The sequence below is a fragment of the Erythrobacter sp. HL-111 genome, assembly GCF_900105095.1.
Classification (GTDB): domain Bacteria; phylum Pseudomonadota; class Alphaproteobacteria; order Sphingomonadales; family Sphingomonadaceae; genus Erythrobacter.
Map to the genome: position 1 here is coordinate 1,389,077 of NZ_LT629743.1, position 20,282 is coordinate 1,409,358.

General features: G+C 67.0%; 16 protein-coding genes, 1 tRNA gene and 1 pseudogene. 8 read left to right on the forward strand and 10 right to left on the reverse strand.

Annotated elements, in window-relative coordinates:
* Positions 1-30: 30 nt before the first annotated feature.
* Genes BLU08_RS06655 through BLU08_RS06665 form a run of 3 tightly spaced genes read right to left on the reverse strand, consistent with a single transcriptional unit; the run spans position 31 to position 3,754 of the window.
* Complete coding sequence (locus BLU08_RS06655) at positions 31-357, reverse strand: hypothetical protein (protein WP_090197126.1); 327 nt, start codon at positions 355-357, stop codon at positions 31-33.
* Positions 354-2,876: a cytochrome c oxidase subunit I gene (ctaD, locus tag BLU08_RS06660; RefSeq protein ID WP_090197131.1), complete on the reverse strand. Its 2,523-nt coding sequence runs from the start codon at positions 2,874-2,876 to the stop codon at positions 354-356. The genes BLU08_RS06655 and ctaD overlap by 4 nt, the downstream gene beginning before the upstream one ends.
* A complete protein-coding gene (locus BLU08_RS06665; RefSeq protein ID WP_090197134.1) occupies positions 2,873-3,754 on the reverse strand; it encodes a cytochrome c oxidase subunit II in 882 nt (293 codons plus the stop codon). Before BLU08_RS06665 ends, ctaD begins: the two co-directional genes overlap by 4 nt.
* Between BLU08_RS06665 and BLU08_RS06670 the strand changes: the two genes are divergently transcribed.
* Positions 3,683-4,219 (forward strand): DUF2231 domain-containing protein, encoded by a 537-nt coding sequence (locus BLU08_RS06670; protein ID WP_090201111.1) that lies wholly within the window; start codon positions 3,683-3,685, stop codon positions 4,217-4,219. The genes BLU08_RS06665 and BLU08_RS06670 overlap by 72 nt on opposite strands.
* Here BLU08_RS06670 and BLU08_RS06675 read toward each other — a convergent pair.
* From BLU08_RS06675 to BLU08_RS06685, 3 genes are all read right to left on the reverse strand, one after another.
* Positions 4,140-4,658, reverse strand: a complete 519-nt coding sequence (locus tag BLU08_RS06675; RefSeq protein WP_090197138.1) for a CopD family protein — start codon at positions 4,656-4,658, stop codon at positions 4,140-4,142. The two genes, BLU08_RS06670 and BLU08_RS06675, sit on opposite strands and share 80 nt — an antisense overlap.
* A gap of 3 nt (positions 4,659-4,661) precedes the next feature.
* Positions 4,662-5,366: a cytochrome c oxidase assembly protein gene (locus BLU08_RS06680; RefSeq protein WP_197676899.1), complete on the reverse strand. Its 705-nt coding sequence runs from the start codon at positions 5,364-5,366 to the stop codon at positions 4,662-4,664.
* 137 nt (positions 5,367-5,503) lie between these two features.
* Positions 5,504-6,499 carry an SDR family oxidoreductase gene (locus BLU08_RS06685; protein WP_090197145.1) on the reverse strand — a complete coding sequence of 332 codons (996 nt, stop codon included), beginning with the start codon at positions 6,497-6,499 and terminating at the stop codon, positions 5,504-5,506.
* 163 nt (positions 6,500-6,662) lie between these two features.
* On the opposite strand from BLU08_RS06685, the gene BLU08_RS06690 reads away from it, so the two are divergent.
* Together BLU08_RS06690 and BLU08_RS06695 are read left to right on the forward strand one after the other, a co-directional pair.
* Positions 6,663-8,282 carry an alpha-amylase family glycosyl hydrolase gene (locus BLU08_RS06690; protein ID WP_090197149.1) on the forward strand — a complete coding sequence of 540 codons (1,620 nt, stop codon included), beginning with the start codon at positions 6,663-6,665 and terminating at the stop codon, positions 8,280-8,282.
* Positions 8,279-9,970 (forward strand): alpha-amylase family protein, encoded by a 1,692-nt coding sequence (locus tag BLU08_RS06695; RefSeq protein ID WP_090197153.1) that lies wholly within the window; start codon positions 8,279-8,281, stop codon positions 9,968-9,970. The genes BLU08_RS06690 and BLU08_RS06695 overlap by 4 nt, the downstream gene beginning before the upstream one ends.
* 15 nt (positions 9,971-9,985) lie before the next feature.
* Here the strand turns inward: BLU08_RS06695 and BLU08_RS06700 are convergent, their stop codons facing one another.
* Entirely contained in the window at positions 9,986-10,786 is an 801-nt protein-coding gene (locus BLU08_RS06700) for a glucose 1-dehydrogenase (protein WP_090197160.1), read from the reverse strand.
* 258 nt (positions 10,787-11,044) lie between these two features.
* Here BLU08_RS06700 and BLU08_RS06705 point away from each other — a divergent pair, with 258 nt between their 5' ends.
* The 4 genes and pseudogenes from BLU08_RS06705 to BLU08_RS15620 form a co-directional block, all read left to right on the forward strand.
* Positions 11,045-12,679 (forward strand): NAD(P)-dependent oxidoreductase, encoded by a 1,635-nt coding sequence (locus BLU08_RS06705; protein WP_233996121.1) that lies wholly within the window; start codon positions 11,045-11,047, stop codon positions 12,677-12,679.
* A gap of 56 nt (positions 12,680-12,735) precedes the next feature.
* Positions 12,736-13,122, forward strand: coding sequence for a linear amide C-N hydrolase (locus BLU08_RS06710; RefSeq protein WP_197676900.1), 387 nt, complete (start codon positions 12,736-12,738; stop codon positions 13,120-13,122).
* A gap of 58 nt (positions 13,123-13,180) precedes the next feature.
* Entirely contained in the window at positions 13,181-14,551 is a 1,371-nt protein-coding gene (locus tag BLU08_RS06715) for an IS1380 family transposase (RefSeq protein WP_090193798.1), read from the forward strand.
* Positions 14,552-14,838: 287 nt separating this feature from the next.
* Positions 14,839-14,985 (forward strand): annotated as a pseudogene (locus tag BLU08_RS15620) (recombinase zinc beta ribbon domain-containing protein); the annotation flags it as partial.
* A 514-nt stretch (positions 14,986-15,499) separates the two neighbouring features.
* Here the strand turns inward: BLU08_RS15620 and BLU08_RS06725 are convergent.
* A tRNA-Arg gene (locus BLU08_RS06725) sits at positions 15,500-15,576 on the reverse strand.
* 73 nt (positions 15,577-15,649) lie between these two features.
* Between BLU08_RS06725 and BLU08_RS06730 the strand changes: the two genes are divergently transcribed.
* The gene (locus BLU08_RS06730; protein WP_090197165.1) at positions 15,650-16,468 is read left to right on the forward strand and encodes a queuosine precursor transporter; all 819 of its coding nucleotides are present in this window, start codon (positions 15,650-15,652) and stop codon (positions 16,466-16,468) included.
* 4 nt (positions 16,469-16,472) lie between these two features.
* Here BLU08_RS06730 and BLU08_RS06735 read toward each other — a convergent pair whose 3' ends face one another.
* Both BLU08_RS06735 and BLU08_RS06740 read right to left on the reverse strand, forming a co-directional pair.
* Positions 16,473-18,053, reverse strand: a complete 1,581-nt coding sequence (locus tag BLU08_RS06735; protein ID WP_090197170.1) for a Ppx/GppA family phosphatase — start codon at positions 18,051-18,053, stop codon at positions 16,473-16,475.
* A gap of 12 nt (positions 18,054-18,065) precedes the next feature.
* Complete coding sequence (locus tag BLU08_RS06740) at positions 18,066-20,270, reverse strand: RNA degradosome polyphosphate kinase (RefSeq protein ID WP_090197174.1); 2,205 nt, start codon at positions 20,268-20,270, stop codon at positions 18,066-18,068.
* Between the last annotated feature and the right edge of the window lie 12 nt (positions 20,271-20,282).

Sequence of the window (20,282 nt, forward strand, 5' to 3'; positions counted from 1 at the left end):
GACGGGGTTCGGGTGTCCCCGGAAGCCGCCTCAGCAGGACTTGAGGACAATGACCGGCAGGCCGGACCACAGCGTCGCCGCGAGAGCCGCAAGCGCAAGCGCCAGCGCAATCCGGTCGAGGCCGGCGGCAGCGCCCGGCCGGGTGCGGCCTCTTGCCGCCACCCACCAGGCAAATCCGACATGGGCGAGCATGGCCGCCACGAACAGCGCGACGAGGACAAGGCGGCGCTCGAACCCGCCAGCAAGGTCCATGCTGCAGAGCAGGCCGTGCGCCCCGTAGAACGCGGCAAAGGCGATCGACCAGAGCACGAAGCCGCCCAGCAGCGCGGCCGCATCGACGACCGAGCCACGCCTCACGCGCGCACCGCCAGCGGCAGGAGGTAGATCGCCAGCAGGATCACCGCGCCCGCACCGGCGGCGAAGCGGCAGAACAGGCGAAGGGTGACGAGGTCGCCGGCCCTTGTCGCCGAGACATATCCGGCGCGAAGACGGGCGAGGACGAACACGGCGCCGATCGCCGCGAGCGTGGAATGCAGGATCGCGGTCGCGGACAGCATCAGCACCGCAGCGCCATAGGCGTGCTCGGCCGCGGGCGGCGCGAGCAGGAGGGGGACGAGCAGCAGGCTCGCGCCCGAGGCGATACCCCCGCCGCCGCACAGCACCAGCCACGCCGCCGGGTCGCCCGTCCCGCCGTGGCGGTTGGCCCGTTCGGCCCGATCCGCTCCCAGCCACAGGGCACCGAGCCCGGCGAGCGAGGCGGCGGCGACCGTGGGGTCCGGATCGACGAAGGCGGGCGGCGGCCAGTTCGGCGCGATCGTGAGCAGGAAGACGTATCCGAACAGCAGCGAGGCGATCAGCGTCGCGTCGAACACGAGGGTGAAGACCAGCCCCCACCAGCCCGGCCCGCCGCGCACGGCCGGGTGGAGCGGCACGCTCTGGCCATGACCGATATCGACCGGATCCGGATCCCCGCGCAGGCCGGTCTGCCACAGCCAGCGCAGGCAGGCCCCGACGAACGCCGCCGCAAGCAGCGCCGCGCCCCGGTAGAAGCCGGCCAGGAAGCTGAGGGCGAAGCCGACCAGCAGAAGCGCGGCGATGAGCGGAACGAAGCTCGGGTCCGGCAGCACGATCAGCTGTTCGGCCCTGCCGCCAAGCACCGTGACGCCGATCGTCTCGCGGCGGCCGGGCGCGCTCGCCCCGGCGAGATAGCCCTTCCCGGCGGCGAGCCGGGCAGCGAGACCTTCATCCGCCAAAAGCGGGTCGCGCGCGGATACCTCGGGGAGGCTGGCAAAGTTGTAGGCCGGAACAGGGCTGGCCATCGCCCATTCGAGCGATCCGGCGCGCCACGGATTGCTCGCCACGTGCGGAGCGAAGCGCCACTGCACCAGCATGTCGATCGCGATGAGCGCGAAGCCGAAGGCAAGGATGAAACTGCCGATCGAGGAAACGAGGTTCGGGAGTTCCCATCCCAGCCCCTCCGCATAGGTGTAGACCCGTCGCGGCATGCCGAGCAGCCCGGTCCAGTGCATCACGAAGAAGGTGAGGTTGAACCCGGCGAAGACCGTCCAGAACGCGAGCCTGCCCAGCCCCCGGTCGGACCGGCGCCCGGTGAATTGCGACGTCCAGTAATACAGGCCGGCGACCACCGGGAAGACGAAGCCGCCCACCAGCACGTAGTGGAGATGGGCGACCACGAAATGCGTGTCGTGCACCTGCCAGTCGAACGGGACGATCGCCACCATCACGCCGGTCAGCCCGCCGGTCACGAAGACGAAGAAGAAGCCCAGGATCCAGATCATCGGCAGCGTTGGCTCCGGCCGCCCCTTCAGCAGGGTCGCCAGCCACGCGAAGATCTGGATCGCGGTCGGGATGACCACCAGCAGACTGGCGGCGGAAAAGAATGCGAGGCTGAGATGCGGGATGCCGGTGGTGAACATGTGGTGGACCCACAGCCCGAAGCTCAGGAATGCCTGCGCGATCAGCGCTCCTATGATCCAGTCGTGCCCCACGATCGGACGCCGGCAGAAAACCGGCAGGATGGTTGAGACCACCCCGGCCGCGGGCAGGAAGATGATGTAGACCTCGGGATGACCGAAAAGCCAGAACAGGTGCTGCCACAGCAGCGGATCGCCGCCCCGCGTGGGATCGAAGAAGGGCAGCGAAAAGGCGCGCTCCAGTTCGAGCATGATCGAGCCCAGGATCAGCGGCGGAAAGCCCGCCAGCATCATCGCCGCCGTGACCAGCAGGTACCACGCAAGCAGCGGCATCCGGTGCAGCGACATGCCCGGGGCGCGGACCTTCAGCACCGTCACCATGATTTCGACCGCCGCGCACACGGCCGACACCTCGACGACCGTCACGCCGACCAGCCAGATGTCGGAATTGATGCCGGGCGAATAGGGCCTGGAGGAAAGCGGGGTGTACATGAACCAGCCGCTGTCGGGTGCCGCGCCCGCGATCAGGGCGAAGATCAGGATCAGCCCGCCTGCAAGATAGCACCAGTAACCGAATGCGCTCAGGCGCGGAAACGCGAGGTCGCGGGCGCCGAGGAGTTTCGGCAGCATATAGAGCGCGAAGCCCTCGATCAGCGGGATCGCGAACAGGAACATCATCACCGTGCCGTGCATGGTGAAGACCTGCGCGTAATCGCCTGCCTCCAGAAAGGCGGTGTCGGCCCCCGCAAGCTGGGCGCGGATCAGCATGGCGAACACGCCGCCCAGAAGGAAGAACGCGATCGCGGTAAGCATGAAGCGCCTGCCGACAATGGTGTGGTTGGTCGCAGCGAGAAAGCCCCAGCGCCCCTTCGGAGGCGAATAGATCGCCGTCAGTTCGTAATGAAGGTCGAGCGCGCGCCCGTGCTGCGATCCTTCGTTCATGTGATGCCGAACAGGTCCAGGACAATATCGGTCCAGCGGCGGATCGTGTCGCCCGCCGGCGGCGCGCGCCGGTCGAGCACCGGCGGCGGGTCGGCAATGGCCTGCTCGTCGGCAGCCGCGAGCGCGGCCGGGTAATCGGCGGGCGCATGGGCGTGCACTTCGAAGTTCATGTGCGCGTGGCCGATCCCGCAATATTCGGAGCACTGGCCGCGATGGATGCCCGGCCGATCCGCCATCAGGGTGAGGTCATTGGTCTTGCCCGGAACGGCATCGATCTTTCCCCCCAGGCGCGGCACCCAGAAGGAATGGATCACATCCGCGCTCGATACCTCGACGGTGAACTCCCGCCCCGCGGGCACGTGCAGCACGTCTTCGGTCCGTTCGCCTCCGGGGTAGACGAAGCTCCAGCCCCACCGCTCGGCGCGAACGCGGATGGCATCGTCCTTGTCCCCGGCGCGCGCGAGCAGGCTTTCGCCGCCGAGAAAGGAAACGCCCATCAGCGCGCCGAGCACGACGGCGGGGAACAGGATCCCCCATCCGGCCAGCACTTTCCGGTCGGAGAAGCGATGCTCCCGCCCGGCCGCCGCGAAGGCGAAAAGCACCGCCCCCATCACTCCGGCCAGAATCGCCGCCGCGCCCCACAGCATGGCCTGCCACAGCGCCTCCACCCGTTCGGCGGCGGGACCGGCCGGGTCGAGCGCCGAGTAATCGCCCGCGCAACCCGCGATTGCGGCGAGCGGCGCACTCGCCGCCGCGAGCCGTGCCGTTCGCGCGCAACTCCGGGGCACCCGGCGCGTTGTTCGGGCATGGCCAGGCTCGACGAAGCCAGTGATCTCGGTGTCTCCTCCCGCATCGCGCTTGCCGGGCACCCGGTTCATGCGATCCTCGTCACCTTCCCGATCGCGCTCATCGTCGCGACTCTCGGAGCGGACATCTTCTGGTGGCTGCTGGCCGATCCCTTCTTCGCGCGGGTCGGCCTGTGGACCAGCGGGTGGGGGTTCGGCATGGGCCTGCTTTCGGCGGTCGCGGGCACCGTGGAATTGCTCGCCGGGCCGGGCATCAGGCGCAATCCGGCCAGCTGGAGCCACGCGGTCGCGGCGATGACGCTGCTCGCGATCATCGGGGCGAACTGGGGCTGGCGCCTCGCCGATCCCGAGGCGGCGATCCTGCCGTGGGGCCTCGTTCTTTCGGCGGGCGGGCTCGTGATGGTCGGCATCGCCGGATGGCAGGGCGGCAGGCTGGTGTTCGAGCACGGCGTCGGCATCATCCTCGATGAGGAAGACGAGACCGAGCGGGAGCCGAAACCGGATCTTCCGAACGTGTCAGAAATCCGGGCTCGCTGAGCCAGGCGGGCAGGATTTCGTCGCCCAGCGCGGGCTTGGCGAGCACGAGGAAGAGGATCGCCAGCGCGGCCACGACGATCGCCGCGACCATGATCGCGATCCGCAAGGTCGGCTCGCGCGCGCCTTCGTCCGCGAGATGGACGAGGACATAGGCATACTGGACTTGGACCATGACGAGGACCACGACCGCGCCCAGCTTCGCGAACATCCAAGGATGGAGCGCATCGGACAGGAACAACAGCCCGCTTCCCGCCGCCACCGCCGCGAAGGCGGCGGGCGAGACGAGACCCATGTAGGCGAAGCGGCTGGCCATGCGGATTCTCGCAAAGTCCTGCTGGTCCTGCACCGTGCTGTGGCCGGCCAGCAGGGCGGCAAGGTAGAGAAGGCCCGCCACCCACACCGAAACGCCCGCGATGTGAAGGAATTTCAACCACAGCATCGATCAGGACGAGGGTCGCGGCGCGAGCCGCGCATAGAGGCGCCCGAGCACCGAACCCGCGACCAGCACCGCGAGCGGCAGGCTGCCGACCCACATGAGCAATCCGGCCACCTGCTGATCCTGGAGCGCGCTGAGGCCGTATTGCCCGCTCGTTAGGAAGTGCGCGGAATAGAACGCCCGCGGAGCGAAGGTTAGCAGCGCCCCCAGCAGGCCCATCTGCATGACCGTCGCGATGAGCGCGAAGAAGGCCGAATGCACCGGGAGGTCCGGCCGCGACAGGGCTCTCCACAGCAGCATGGAGGATCCCAGCAAGGCGAGCTGCCCCGACCAGTAGGCAGGATCGCTCGCAAGCGCCCATTCGTAGGCGGCCGGCAGGTGCCACAGCCAGAACACGCACAGGTGCAGGGCGAACGCGGGGACGAGCGGAACGCGCCGCCAGCGCAATGCCCCGGCAAGGAGCGGCGCGGCCCCGAAGACGATCACGAGATGATGCACCGCGCGGGCCGAGAAAAGCCCGGCGCTGAGCGAGCAGAGCGGCGAAAGATAGGCAAGCGCGAGCAGGCCGAACCCGCCCAGCACCCGCGCCGGTTGATGGCGCAGCGCCCATCCCAGCGCCACCAGCGCGGCGATCAGGATCGGGTCGAGGTTCCAGGCGGCGAGAATGCGCTCCGGTTCCGGTGCGGGGCCGCAATAGGGGATGGCTTGCACTAAGACCTCCTCTGCCGACATTCATCCGGCGAACGGCCGGACGATCGCGCGAGGCAGCATGGACCCAAGCTGCCCGCCATGCGCCAACATAGCTTAGGACGCGCGCGAACAGCGGGCGGCGGCCCCGTGCGGCGGGGTCAGCGGCGGCGCAGCGCCAGTCCCAGTCCTCCGACGGCAAGGGCAAGGCCGAGGACAGAGGCGACCGGATGATGGCGCATCGCGGTGTAGAGGCTCGTCTCGCGCATATGCTCGTCCTGGTCGCCGAAAACCTTGCCGTCTCCGCCGCCGCGATGAAAGCCGCCGTCCTCGGCGCGTTTGGGAACCCCCTCCATCCGGGCGGTCTTGAAGAATGCGGCCGAAAACAGGTGATCGGCGAGACCGGGTGCGAAGCGGGCGAGCAGCGTCATGGCGCGCCCCGCCCCGCCGACGATCTCGTCGCGGGTAGGATGCTCGGCCGCGCGGCAGATCGCCCTGGCGACGATTTCGGGAGAATAGACCGGCGGCGGAATGCGGGACCGATCCTCCATTCGGTTGAGCGCGTGTTCGCCGAAAGGCGTGTTGATGCCCGAAGGCTGGATCAGCGTGACCGAGACCGGTGCGTCCTCGTGGATCAGTTCGAGCCGCAGGGAATCGATGTAGCCCTTCACCGCGTATTTGCTGGCCGTGTAGGACGACAGGAGCGGCGCGGGCATCTGCGAGGAGATCGAACCCAGCGTGATCAGCGCGCCACCGCGCCGCTTGAGATGGGGCAGCGCTTCGGTCGCGCAATGCACCACGCCCCAGTAATTGGTTTCGAACAGCTTGCGGTGGTCCTCGTCGTCGAGGTCCTCGAGCTTCGAATAGACGGCGATCCCCGCATTGCTCACCCAGGTGTCGAACCCGCCGTAACGGTCGACGATGGTGTTGACCGCCGCCCTGACCTGCGCGCGGTCGCCGACATCGGCACTGATCGTGTCGCATGGCCCGCCGGCCGCCCGGACCTGGAGGGCGGCGTCCTCGAGGCCGCTCTCGTCGCGGGCGATGATGACGACCCGGGCCCCGTGCTGTGCCGCAAGCTTGGCCGTGGCGAGGCCGATACCGGACGATCCGCCGGTGATGACGATGGTCTGTTGTTCGAGGGGCTTGAGTTGCATCGCTTCGCTCTCCCGGTTTCGCGCCTTGTGCTCCTGTCGCTCAATGGGGGCGCGGGTCCCTCGTTCCGCGCGGGCGGGCTTTCCTGCGACGGCCCGCCCCTGTCTCCCGATTGTGCGAGAAACGGGCGAAGGAACGGAAGCGGCCGCGCGCCATTGCCGCTGCATGGGCACTTTCACGAGACAGGCCGGTTGGTGGAAGGACGGAACGATCTACCAGATCTATCCGCGGTCCTTTCAGGATGGCGATGCGGACGGGGTCGGCGACCTCGCCGGGATCCGCTCGCGCCTTTCGCATCTCGTCGATCTCGGCGTCGACGCCGTGTGGCTGTCGCCAATCTTCGCCTCCCCGATGAAGGATTTCGGCTACGACGTCGCCGATTACCGCGCGATCGACCCGCTGTTCGGCACTATGGAGGATTTCGACGCCCTGCTCGCCGAGGCGCATGACCTGGGGCTCAAGCTGCTGCTCGACTTCGTGCCCAATCACACCTCTGACCAGCACCGCTGGTTCGAGGAAAGCCGTTCCTCGCGCGACGATCCAAGGCGCGACTGGTACATCTGGCGGGATCCGGCGGCAGACGGCGGGCCGCCCAACAACTGGATCAGCAATTTCGGCGGCCCCGCCTGGCATTTCGACGAGCGCACGGGCCAGTATTACCACCACGCCTTCCTCGCCTCGCAGCCGGACCTCAACTGGCGCAATCCCGAGGTCCGCGCGGCGATGTTCGACGTCATGCGCTTCTGGCTCGACAAGGGCGTGGACGGGTTCCGGGTCGACGTGATCTGGCACCTCGTCAAGGACGCGCAGTTCCGCGACAACCCGCCCAACCCCTCCTATCGCCCCGGCCAGCCCGAGATCGAGCGCAACCTCCAGGTCCATTCGGCCGATCAGCCGGAAATCCACGAGCTTGTCACGCAAATGCGCGGCGTCGTCGGGGAATACGACCACCGCCTGCTGATCGGCGAGATCTACCTGCCGCTCGAACGGCTTGTCGCCTATTACGGGGAAGGGGCCGAGAGCGGGGTGCACCTGCCGTTCAACTTCCTGCTGCTGCAATGCCCCTGGCGTCCGCGGCGCATCGCCGCGCTGGTGCGCGAATACGAGGAAGCCCTGCCCGCGCACGGCTGGCCGAACTGGGTCCTCAGCAACCATGACCGCCCGCGGATCGGCGCGCGCGTCGGGGAACGGCAGGCCCGGATCGCGGCGATGCTGCTGCTGACCCTGCGCGGTACGCCCACCATCTATTACGGCGACGAGATCGGCCTTTGCGATGTCGAGATTCCGCCGGACCGGGTGCAGGATCCCTGGGCGCTGCAGGAGCCGGACGCGAGCTTCAACCGCGACCGGGCGCGTACTCCGATGCAGTGGTCGACCGAGCCGAACGCGGGGTTCTCTCCAGGCGAGCCGTGGCTGCCGCTGTCGCGCGACTGGCGCGAACGCAACGTCGCCTCGCTTTGCCGTGAGCCGGGCTCGATGCTCGATCTCCACCGCCGCCTGCTGGCCCTGCGCCGCAGGGAGCGCGTGCTGCGCGAGGGCGATTACCGCGAGCTGGCGGTCGACGACAGGGTCTTCGCCTTCGAGCGACGGTCGGGAGAAGAGCGGGTCGCCGTGATCCTGAACTTCACGGGGGAGGAAGCGGACCTGCCCGCCCTGCCCGACGAATTCTCGAAAGGGGAAAGGGTGTTCTCCTCGGCCCCTGCGGAAGGGAGCGGAGGCAAGGTGCCAGACCGGCTCGCGCCCGACGAGGGTATCGTCGTCAAGCCGGTCGGCGGGCCGTCATGAACGAGGAACGCTGGTACAGGAACGCGGTCATCTATTCGCTGTCGCTCGACAGCTTTCTCGATTCGAACGGCGACGGCGTCGGCGATTTTGCCGGCCTGCTCGACCGGGTCGACTACCTCCAGGGACTCGGGGTCACGGCGATCTGGCTGATGCCGTTCCATCCTTCGCCCGGGCGCGACCACGGCTACGACGTGGCCGACTATTACGGGGTCGATCCGTGCTACGGCTCGCTCGGCGATTTCGTCGAGTTCACGCAGGCCTGCCGCCAGCGCGGCATTCGGGTGCTGATGGACCTGGTGCTCAACCACACGTCGAACGAGCATCCCTGGTTCCTCTCGGCGGCGAGCGATCCGGACAGCCGCTACCGCGACTTCTACATCTGGGCGGACGAGCGGCCCGAAGATGCGGACGAAGGCATGGTCTTTCCCGGCGTGCAGGAAACGACCTGGACGTGGCACGAGACGGCCGGAGCCTACTACTTTCACAAGTTCCACGACTTCCAGCCGGACCTGAACCTCGCCAATCCGCAGGTGCAGGCCGAACTGCTGAAGATCGTGGGCTTCTGGCTCGAACTCGGCATATCGGGTTTCCGGGTCGATGCCGTGCCCTTCCTGATCGCGGCGGACGGGATCGACGTGAAGGACCCGGAGCCGGCCTTCGGACTGCTGCGCCGGTTGCGGGACTTCGCCCAGTGGCGCAAGGGCGAGGTCGTGTTCCTCGCCGAAGCGAACATCCCGTCCGAGGACTGCACCGACTATTTCGGCGAAGCGGGCGACCGGCTGCAGATGATGTTCAATTTCCCGGTCAACCAGGCGCTCTTCCTCGCGCTCGCCACGGGCGATGCGACGCGTCTCAAGGAAGAGCTCAGGGCTTCGCAGGGCGTCCCGCCCAATGCACAATGGGCGCATTTCCTGCGCAATCACGACGAACTCGACATCGGCCGCCTGTCCGAAGAGGAACGCGATGCCGTGTTCGAGGCGTTCGGGCCGGATGAGGACATGCAGCTCTACGATCGCGGCATCAGGCGGCGGCTCGCCCCGATGCTGGGCGGCGACCGCGCCCGCCTCGAACTCGCCTATTCGCTGATGCTGACGATGCCCGGAACGCCGGTCATCCGCTATGGCGACGAGATCGGGATGGGCGACGACCTCTCCCTCCCCCAGCGCGAGGCCGCCCGCACCCCTATGCAATGGTCCGGCGACCGGAATGCAGGCTTTTCCTCCGCGGCCGATCCGGTCCGACCGGTGATCGACGAAGGACCCTACGGCTATCGCAAGTGCAACGTCGCGATGCAGCGGGCGAGCGCGGATTCCTTCCTGCGCTGGACCGAGGCGACGCTGCGGATGCGCAAGGAGCTGACCGAGATCGGGCACGGCGACTTCAGCGTGCTCGACAGTCCCGCGCACATCCTCGCCCTGCGCTATGTCCATGCGGGCCGGGTATCGTTCTACACCCACAACCTGATCGACGAGCGGGTCGAATTCGCCATCGAGATGGCCGACGAGCCGGGTTGCGAGCGCGAACTCGTCTGCCTCCAGACCAACCGGGCGATCCCGGCAGAGGCGGACGGGCGCCATGATTTCGTGCTCGAACCGCATGGCTACCGCTGGTTCCGCATGGGCGGGCTCGAGGACATGGTGGTGGAACGTCGCCCCGCCGCCGACCGGCCTTCGGGCGATGCCGGCTGAAAATTCCGGGCAGGGCTAGCCTTCGCCGATGAAGCCCGGATAGAGCGTCATGCCGCCGTCGACATAAAGCGTGGTGCCCGTCACGTAATCGGCTTCGGCGCTGCACAGCCAGGCGACCGGGCGGGCAACGTCCTCGACCTCGCCGATCCGGCCGTAGGGGATGAGTTCGCGCAGTTCCCGCGCCGCGTCCTCGTCGCTCCATGCCTCGCGGTTGATGTCGGTCCTGATCGCACCGGGCGCGATCCCCACCACGCGGATGCGGTGACGGCCCCATTCCTGCGCGAGCGTCTTCATCATCATGTCGACGCCGCCCTTGGCCGCGGCATAGTTCACGTGGCCCGCCCAGGGGATGATGTCGTGGACCGAGCTCATGCACACGATCACCCCGGCGCTGCGGCGGCCCTCGCCCACGCCCTGGTCGATGAAGCGGCGGGCAGCCGCGCGGGCGACGAGGAACTGGCCGGTCAGGTTCACGTCCAGCACCTTGCGCCAGTCCGCCGCCCCGAGCTCGAGCGCCGGCGCGTCGATCTGGATGCCAGCGTTGGACACGAGGATGTCGATCCGCCCGAAGCGGGCGGCGGTCTCGGCGACGAGCCGACGGGCGTCGGCCTCCTCGGAAACGTCGCCGCCGACCGCGATGGCCTCTGCGCCTTCGCGCGCAAGTTCGCGGACAAGTTCCTCGGCGTCGTCGGGCTTGCTGTGCCAGTTGATTGCCACGCGGGCTCCGCGCCGCACGAGTTCGCGCGTGATCGCGGCCCCGATCCCCGTGTCGCCGCCAGTCACGAGCGCGGCAAGGCCGGAAAGGTCAGCCGTCATTCGTCCGGTTCCTGCCCCGCCCCGCCCCGGCCCGGCCCGGATCGAGCCGCGTGTGCCGGACCAAGACGGGGACATCCGCCTCGCTGACGCGGGCAGGGACGCCCGCCGAAGCGATACGCCCCTGCGCGATCGGGCAGGACTGTTTCGCGGGTGCTGCCATGCTGGTTCAGCGAAAGCGGGGCGCGATCGTTCCGCCCGGTCCGAAACGCATCGGCGCGCGATGTATTGATCCGGGGGGGAGAGACGGGAGCAGACGAGTTGACCAACGCCGCCGACGAGGCCCGCCATCACCCGAAGCCGCTGATCCTGATGACCGGGGCAGGCGGCAATATCGGGCGTTCCCTCTACGAAGCTTTCCGCAATGAATACAAAATCATAGGCCTTGATCGAGACAGCGGCGACGAAAACGACGGGCCGGCCAATGTCGAGATCGACATAACCTCGCCCCAGTCGCTCCGCCTCGCGCTGGACAAGATCGCGCGCGAGCACGGGCGCCGCATCGCCGCCGTCATCCACCTCGTCGCCTTCTTCGATTTTTCGGGCGAGCCGAGCCCGCTGTATGACGAAGTGAATGTCGAGGGGACGCGCAATCTGCTCGAGGCGCTCGAAGGCTTCGAGGTCGAGCGTTTCATCTATGCGAGCACGATGCTCGTCCACGAACCGCAGGACCCGGGGGAGCGGATCGACGAGACGACCCCGATGGGTCCGCGCTGGGAATATCCGCGATCCAAGAAAAAGGTCGAGGACCTGATCCGGGACGAGGCGCGGATGCCCTACGCGATCCTGAGGCTCGCCGGGGTCTATGACAGCGAAGCCGCCGTCCCCACCCTCTCCAACCAGATCGCCCGCATCTACGAACGCAGCCTGCTCTCGCATCTCTATTCGGGACCGCTGAACGCCGGGCAGTCCATGCTCCACCGCGACGACATGATCGACGCGATGCGGCGCACCCTCGAACGCCGCAGGACCCTGCCGCCCGATGCCGAGATCCTGGTCGGCGAGCCCTTCGCGATGGGCTACGACAGCCTGCAGGACCGGATCGGCGAACTGATCCACGGGGCGGACGAATGGGCGACGATCAAGGTGCCCCAATCCGTCGCGAAGGCTGGCGCGGCGGCGCAGAACGCCGCCGAACCGCTCGTGCCCGACGCGATCGACCAGGGTGAGAAGCCCTTCATCAAGCCCTTCATGATCTCGATGAGCGACGATCACTACGCGCTCGACATCAGGCGGGCCGAACAATGGCTCGGCTGGCGTCCGCAGCGCCGCCTGCAGGACGAACTGCCCGCAATGATCGCGAACCTCAAGCGCGATCCCAGGGCATGGTACGAACGCAACGGGCTCACTGCGCCCCAGTGGCTGAACGATGCCGCCGAGGAAGGGGTCGAGGATCCCGAGAGGATCCGTGCGGCGGTGGAAGCCGAAAGGGCGCAACAGCACCGCGCGACCCGCTGGACCCATTTCGTCAACCTCGCGCTCGCCTTCTGGCTGATGACGCAGCCCCCGATGATCGGCATCGACGATCCGTTCTACGCGTGGAGCGAATTCGCTGCGGGTGCGCTCCTGCTCGTCACCGCCACCGCATCGCTCAGCGCGAGGCTCGGTTTCGCGCGCTGGCTTTCGGCAGGGATCGGCATGGTGGTGATGGCGCTGCCGGTCCTGTTCGTCACCCCCAACGCCGCGGCCTATCTTTCCGACACGCTCGTCGGGGCGCTGATCTTCGGATTCGCGATCGGCGCGAAGCCGGAAGTCGGCCCATCGCTCCTCGCCCGGCGCCGCGAACCGGAAGTCCCGCCGGGCTGGAGCTTCAATCCCTCGGCGTGGACCCAGCGCATCCCGATCATCGCGCTCGCCATCGTCGGGCTGCTCTTCTCGCGCTATCTCGCGGCCTAGTCGCCGAAGCCGTCGACCATATCCGCGCAAACCCGATCAATCTTGCGACCGGGGAGGTGCCCGGTCAGCCGGGGCGGCTCACCACGGTCCATCTTTCCCTGTCCGATGCCACCGGTGACAGCGCAATCCTCGAATGGGTGGATGGCGAACAGGCGATCCATCATTCGCGTGACCACCGGGTGATGACCAACGAACCGGTCTATGCCGAACAGCTCGCCATTACGCGGTACTGGAAGGGCGTGAACGCGCGTGAATTCCTGCCCGGCACCAACCGCGCCTCCGACCGCTTCGTGCGCGCCTCGAACTATATCGATGCGGTGGTCCAGTCCGACGATCCGCGCATCGCGGCCGCCGCGGTGTTCAGCGTGATCCGCAACGCCTCGGTACCCCTAGCCCGGATTATTCACCGGCGGTGGTCTGACGGGTTGGCGGGAGTGGCGTAAGCATTTGCATTGTTGTAGGAATGTGGTTGCTTAAGCCAGACCTGCAACGGGGCAAAATATGCCACAGACCACACCCGCCGGATGCGATGATAGCGCGTCCGTATTTTCGTTTCCAGCAGTGCGCGGCAAGAAGGTCACAGCTGCGTTTGACGGCGGCAGGCTGACCTCGGATGGCGGGGTCCTGGTGCTGGCTCAGGCCGAGCGCATGATGGGGCTCTGCCAGCGGCTTGCGGCGTGTATTGCCGATCCGCGCGATCCTGCTCGGGTGGTTCATCGGCTTGAAGATATCCTGCGCGCGCGGATGTTCGCGATCGCCTGCGGCTATGAGGATGCCGATGATCTCGACGCTCTGCGCGATGATCCGGGCTTCCGCCTTGCGCTGGGCAAGCTGCCGGGATCGGGTGCGGGGTTGGCCAGCCAACCGACGATGAGCCGCTGGGAGAATGCGCCGAGCACGCGCGAGCTGGCAAAGATGCTGGGGATCATGATCGACATCTACTGCGCCAGCTACCCCACTCCGCCGGCGGCGGTGACGCTGGATATCGATGACACCTGCGACGTCGTGCACGGCTATCAGCAACTCTCCTTCTGGAACGGACATCATGGGGAGCGCTGCTTCCTGCCGATCCATGTCTACGACACGGCAACGGGCCGGCCGGTGGCGATGCTGCTGCGCACGGGCAAGACGCCTTCTGGCAAGGAGGCGGCAGGGCATATCCGGCGTCTGGTGCGCCATCTTCGCCGCCACTGGCCTGATACCCACATCACCATCCGCGGTGACGGGCATTATGGACGGCCCGAGGTCATGGCCTTCTGCGAGGCGGCCCATGTCGATTACGTGTTCGGTCTGCCGACCAACGCCGCGCTGCGCGCTGATCCGGTTATCGTCACTGCCGCCGATGCCTGCGCGGTCCGCCGCGCCGAGTGCCAACTCCCGGTCCTGCACAGCTATGCCGAGACCCGCTACGGCGCGAAGAGCTGGAACCGCCAGCGCCGCGTCGTCGCCAGGATCGAGGCCAGCACGCTGGGCATGGATATCCGCTATGTCGTCACATCGCTAACCCAAGGCTCGGCTGAATACATCTATGACACGCTCTACTGTGCGCGCGGGCAGGCCGAGAACTTGATCAAGCTGCACAAGACCCAGCTGGCCAGTGACCGCACCTCGTGCCGGTCGGCGAACGCCAACCAGATGCGCCTGATCCTGCACACCGCTGCCTACTGGCTGCTGTGGCGCGTTCAGCAGGCGATCCCAAAGACCACCGCTCTGGCAAAAGCCGAGTTTACGACCCTGCGCCTGCGGCTGCTCAAGGTTGCTGCCCGCGTCATGGAAAGCGCCACCCGAATCCGCGTAGCGTTCGCCTCTGCGTGCCCCGATGCCGATCTGATGCGTGCCATCGTTCTCGCGCTCAAGCCTGCGCCGACGTAGCGGGCGCGGCAGTGCCGCAGAAACCCCGAGCCAAGTCCTTCAACCAGAAAAGCCCATCGATCACAGCGCGGTGAAACAGACGCCAGCGGTGCCGCACGCCCGCTCTACGCCGCCGCACGCAGCAGTGGCGTCAAGCTCGCGCCGAGAGGCGCCCAACCGCATCGCCGTGAATAAGAGAGGCTAAGCATGAGCCGATCATCAGCTATGAGACGTTCCAGCTCATCCAGGATCGTCTTGCCGGGAAAGCGCGCGCACCTGCGCGCAAAGACCTGAGCGAGGACTTTCCGCTGCGCGGATTTATCTGCTGCGATTCGTGCGGCAATCCGCTGACCGGCTATTGGTCAAAGGGCAATGGGGGGCGCTACGCCTATTATCACTGCTTCACGCGGGATTGCTCTGAAAAGGGCAAATCCATCCGTCGTGACGAGCTGGAGGGGGCCTTTGACGCGCTCCTCGAAGGTGCTGCGCCCACACGCAAGCTGTTCGAAGTCGCGCTCGCGATGTTCCGTGACCTGTGGGACATGCGTCTCAAACTCGTTGTCGAGCGCCGGGCGAGCATGAAGCGCAAGGTGTCCAAAATCGAAACCCAAATTGAGGGTCTGGTCGAGCGCATCGTCTCCACGCAGAATGTGGAGGTGATCGACGCCTATGAGGCCAAGCTCTCAAAGCTGAAATCTGAAAAGGTTCTGCTGGAGGAAAAAATCGCTCATGCGGGTGATTTGGTCGCCTCGAAAGGTGACGCCTTCGAGGAGTCGTTTCGAACCGCCATGCAGTTCCTGTCAAACCCCCAGAAACTCTGGCGTTCCGAGCGTTTTGAGGACAAGCGCGCGGTGCTGAAACTCACCTTCGCGGACAAACTTCGCTTTGCCCGGAATGAGGGATTTCGAACCGCAAATTTGACCCTACCCTTCATGCTCTTAGGGGATTTTTGTACCGGGAAAAAAGGAGTGGTGCGCCCGGCAGGACTCGAACCTGCTGCCTCAAGATTAGAAGTCTCGCGCTCTATCCAGATGAGCTACGGGCGCGCACCCGGCTGGCGGGTCGGGGTGCAATAGCGCGCTTTGCGGCCCGCGAAAACATGGCTAGTCATCGCTTTCGATGGAAAAGCCGCTCCAAGACCCCGCCCTTGCCGCCGGCCCCGGCGCCGCCGCCGATCCCGCCGCGGCCTTCGACACCGATCCCCACGACGGCATCCGCGCGACCAGCCATGCGCCCGCGGCCTTTCGCCACTACGACCTCGTCATGGCGGGCTTCGTCACGATCCTGCTGCTGTCGAATCTCATCGGGGCGTCGAAACCGTCCTACGTCACCCTTCCCGGGGGCGAGGCGTGGATCTTCGGCGCGGGCGTCCTGTTCTTCCCGATCAGCTACATAATCGGCGACGTCCTGACCGAGGTCTATGGCTATGCCCGGGCGCGGCGGGTGATCTGGACGGGGTTCGCGGCGCTCGCCTTCATGGCCTTCATGGCCTGGGTCGTGGTCAGCCTGCCGCCGGCGGAGGGCTGGCCGTTCCAGTCCGATTACGAAAACGTCTTCGGCAATTCCTGGCGCATCGTGATCGCTTCGATGACGGCGTTCTGGGCGGGCGAATTCGCCAATTCCATCGTCATGGCCAAGATGAAGGTCTGGACGAAAGGCAAGGCCCTGTGGACCCGCACGATCGGATCGACCGTGGTGGGACAGGGGCTCGACAGCCTCATCTTCTACCCGCTCGCCTTCTGGGGCCTCGCCGGATGGCCGCCCGAAACCCTGTTCCAGGTCGTGCTCTCGCAATGGCTCATCAAGGTCACGTGGGAGGCGCTGCTGACGCCGGTGACCTATCTCGTCGTCGGCTGGCTGAAGAAGGCCGAGGGGATCGACCTGTTCGACACCGACACCGATTTCAACCCCTTCGGGAAGGACCGCGTGGCGCGCTGAGCCGTCACATGTCGGCGCGCAGCGCCTCGTCCGCGACGATGTCGACCCGCCAGTCCATCCCCTTGCAAGCGGCGAGGAGCTTCATGTCCTTTTCGGTGGAGACGCCGAAAAGCGCCTGGTGGCTTTCGGCGAGACGCAGGACGAGCGTGCCCTGCTCGACCAGCAGTCGGCTGACCTGGAGCGAGCGCCGCGAGCGCGCGCCGAGCCTGCGGGCGAGACGGATCGCGAAACCCCACACCTGCGCCTCCGCGATCGCTTCGGCACCGGCTAGGTCGCGGATCTCCTGCGGCAGGTCGGTCCTGTTGCCGTTCGCCGCGATCGCCGCGGCCATCATCGCGCGGCCCTTGCCGTCGACCGCGATCCAGCGCTTGTGCAGCGCCCAGTCGATCGCCTGCGGCAGGCGGATATTCGGTTCGATCTGCATCGAGGCGAGCGCGAGCATCGTCGCCGCCAGTCGCAGCCGCTCGCTGCCGTGGCGCCGCGCCGGGGCCGCATCGACCGTCCAGGCCGCGACCCGCGCGGACAGCGGCGGCGGCGCGCCGCGCAGCGTCGCGAACACGGAAATCCCGGCGAGCAGCGGGTCCTGCACCTTCCCGTGCGGCGCGAGCCGGTCGTAGAGCAGGCCCTCGCGCAGCCCCCAGGAGGAGAACACCAGCCGCTCCGGCGCGAGCCGGGCGATCAGCGCGAGCAGCAGCACCGCCGCATCGGGCAGCTTTTCCGCGCGCATCGAGGAAATCCGTTCGCGCGGCTTGAGTTCGTCCGGGCCGAGCGCGGCGAGCCTCTTCGCCAGCGCCTCGGCCTCCTCGCGAGCGAGTTCGAAACCGTGCGGGTCGGACAGCGGATGACCCTGTTCCTGCATGGCGAAGACCGCCATCGCGCGCCACGTGCCCCCGACGAGGTAAAGCGTGCGCCCTTCCCCTTCGGCCGCCCCCGCGGCGAAGCTTTCCTCGCCCCAGCCGGCCTTCCTGAGCGTCTTTTCGAGCGCCTTTCGCATGTCGGCGCGCACGTCCTTGGACCCGCCGCCCTCGAGATCGTCCTCGCGGAAATCGGGCAGGCGCAGCGTCCCCAGCGGAAGCGAGGCGGCCGCGCTCGTCTCGTCCTTCGCAAGCCGCACAAGTTCGAGGCTCCCGCCGCCGAGATCCGCGACGATGCCCGAAGCGCCGGGGAACGCGCCCGCCACGCCCATGGCCGAAAGCCGCCCCTCCTCCTCGCCCGAGATCACGCGAGGGCGAAGCCCGAGCGCCCGCAGCGCCTCGACGAATTCCGGCCCGTTCGAGGCATCGCGCACCGCCGCGGTGGCGACGCATTCGACATCCTCGATCTCGAGATCCTCTAGCAGCAGCACGAACCGCCTGAGCGCCCGCATCGCAAGATCGACCGATTCTTCGGCGAGCCGCCCCTTCCCCGCGATCTCGCTGCCGAGCCGGGCGGTCACCTTCTCGTTCAGAAGCACGGTCGGCGCGCGCATCGATCCGCCGTAGATGACGAGCCGGACGGTGTTGGAGCCGATGTCGATGATGGCGCGTTCCGGCCGGTTGCCCGCGAAGACGCCGTCCCGGTCGTGCCGCTGCTTGCGGGAATTCATGGAAGAAACGTCCTAGCCTGCGCGTCCCTTGCGCAGCGAAAGTTTGGGGACCCCGCCCGCTTCAAGCGAGCCGCCGCGGCCCGACAGGGAAGGGTTGGTCATGAAATAGCGGTGGCAATTGAACGGTTTGACGTCCGTTTCCACCCGCGAATAGGTGCCGTCGGCGTTGAGCCACCAGCTCTGCTGCGTGTCGAGCATGTTGGCGAGCAGAACCTGCTGCAGCACCTGGTCGTGCACCGTGCGGTTGTCGATCGGGATGAGCGATTCCACCCGCCGGTCGAGATTGCGCTCCATCAGGTCGGCCGAGGAGATGAACACGGCGGCCTTCGGGCCCGGCATGGTCTGGCCGTTCGCGAAGGCGTAGATGCGGCTGTGTTCGAGGAAGCGGCCGATGATCGATTTCACCCGAATGTTATCGGACAGCCCCGGGATCCCGGGGCGCAGGCAGCAGATGCCGCGGATGACGAGCTCGACGCTGACCCCCGCATCGCTCGCGGCGTAGAGCCGGTCGATCATGCCGCGATCGGTGATCTGGTTGCACTTCATCCAGATCGCCGCCGGCTTGCCCTTCTGCGCGTTGGCGATCTCGGTGTCGATCCGGCGATAGATCTCCTCGCGCAGGTCGATGGGGGCGATGTGGATCTTCTCGAGGCTGTGCGGCTCGACGTAGCCGGTCACGAAATTGAACATCTTGGCCGCGTCCCGGCCCAGTTTCGGGTCGGCGGTGAAGAAGGAGAGGTCGGTGTAGATCTTCGCCGTGACCGGGTGGTAATTGCCGGTGCCGAAGTGGCAGTAGGTGCGAAAGCCGTCGTCCTCGCGCCGCACCACCATCGCGGTCTTGGCATGGGTCTTCCAGTCGGTGAAGCCGTAGATCACCTGCACGCCCGCCCGTTCGAGCTTGGTCGCCCACTTGAGGTTCTGCTCCTCGTCGAACCGGGCTTTCAGTTCCACCACGGCGGTGACCGACTTGCCGTTCTCCGCCGCCTCGATCAGCGCGTTGATCACCGCCGACTGGGCGCCCGCGCGGTAGAGCGTCTGCTTGATCGCGACCACGTCCGGATCGGCGGCGGCCTGGCGAATGAAATCGACCACCACCTCGAAGCTTTCGTAGGGGTGGTGGATGATGATATCCTTTTCGCGGATCGCGGAAAAGGCATCGCCGTCATGTTCGCGGATCCGTTCGGGATAGCGCGGGGAATAGGCGTCGAACTTGAGGTCGGGCCGGTCCTCGCCGACGATCTCGGCGAGCCCGTCGATCCCGATCATCCCGTCGGTCTTGATCACCGCGGCTTCGTGGACGCCGAGTTGTTCGAGCAGCACGGCCTCGGCCTTGGGATCGAAATCCTCCTCCAGTTCGAGCTGGATCACCTGCCCGCGCCGCCGCCGCTGGATCGCGCTGCGGAAGGTCCGCACGAGGTCCTCGGCCTCTTCCTCGATCTCGATGTCGCTGTCGCGCAGCACGCGGAACAGGCCGTCGCCCTCGATCGTGAAGCCGGGAAAGAGCTTCGAGGCGTAACGCTGGATCAGGCTGGCGATGGAGATGTAGATCGCCTCGCCCGGAACCCCGCCCGTGCCTTCCTGCTGTCCCGGCACCCGCACGAAGCGCGGCAGGGCGCTGGGGATCAGGATCATCTCGATGATCTGTTCGCGGTCCACGTCGCGCGTCAGCGTGAAGAGGAGGCCGATCCCTTCATTGTGGACGAAGGGGAACGGGTGCGCCGGGTCCAGCGCCTGGGGGGTGATGATCGGCAGGATCTCCTCGAGGAAATACTGCTCGAGCCATTCGTGCGCCGACGGGTCCACGCGGTGTTCGTCCGCGACATGGATGCCCGCCTCGGCCAGCGAGACGCGCAGGCTCCGCCAGATCTCCTGCTGCCGGTCGGAGATCGTCGCCAGCTGTTCGCGGATCGCGGCGAGCTGCTGGGTCGGGGTGCGGCCGTCGATCGCGACCTTGTCGATGCCGCGCTGCGCCTGGCCCACCAGGCCGGCGACGCGGATCATCATGAATTCGTCGAGATTGCTGCCCGAGATCGACAGGAAGCGCAGCCTCTCGAGCAGGGGATAGGCCTCGTTGCACGCTTCGGCCAGCACGCGCTCGTTGAAGGAGAGCCACGAAAGCTCCCGGTTGAAATAGGGCGAGTCGTCGCCCGACCCGCCCGGCTGCGGCGCGGGCGGAGGCGCGGGGTCCTGCGTGGTGGTGACCTCGGTGCTGCTCATCGTGTCCGGCGT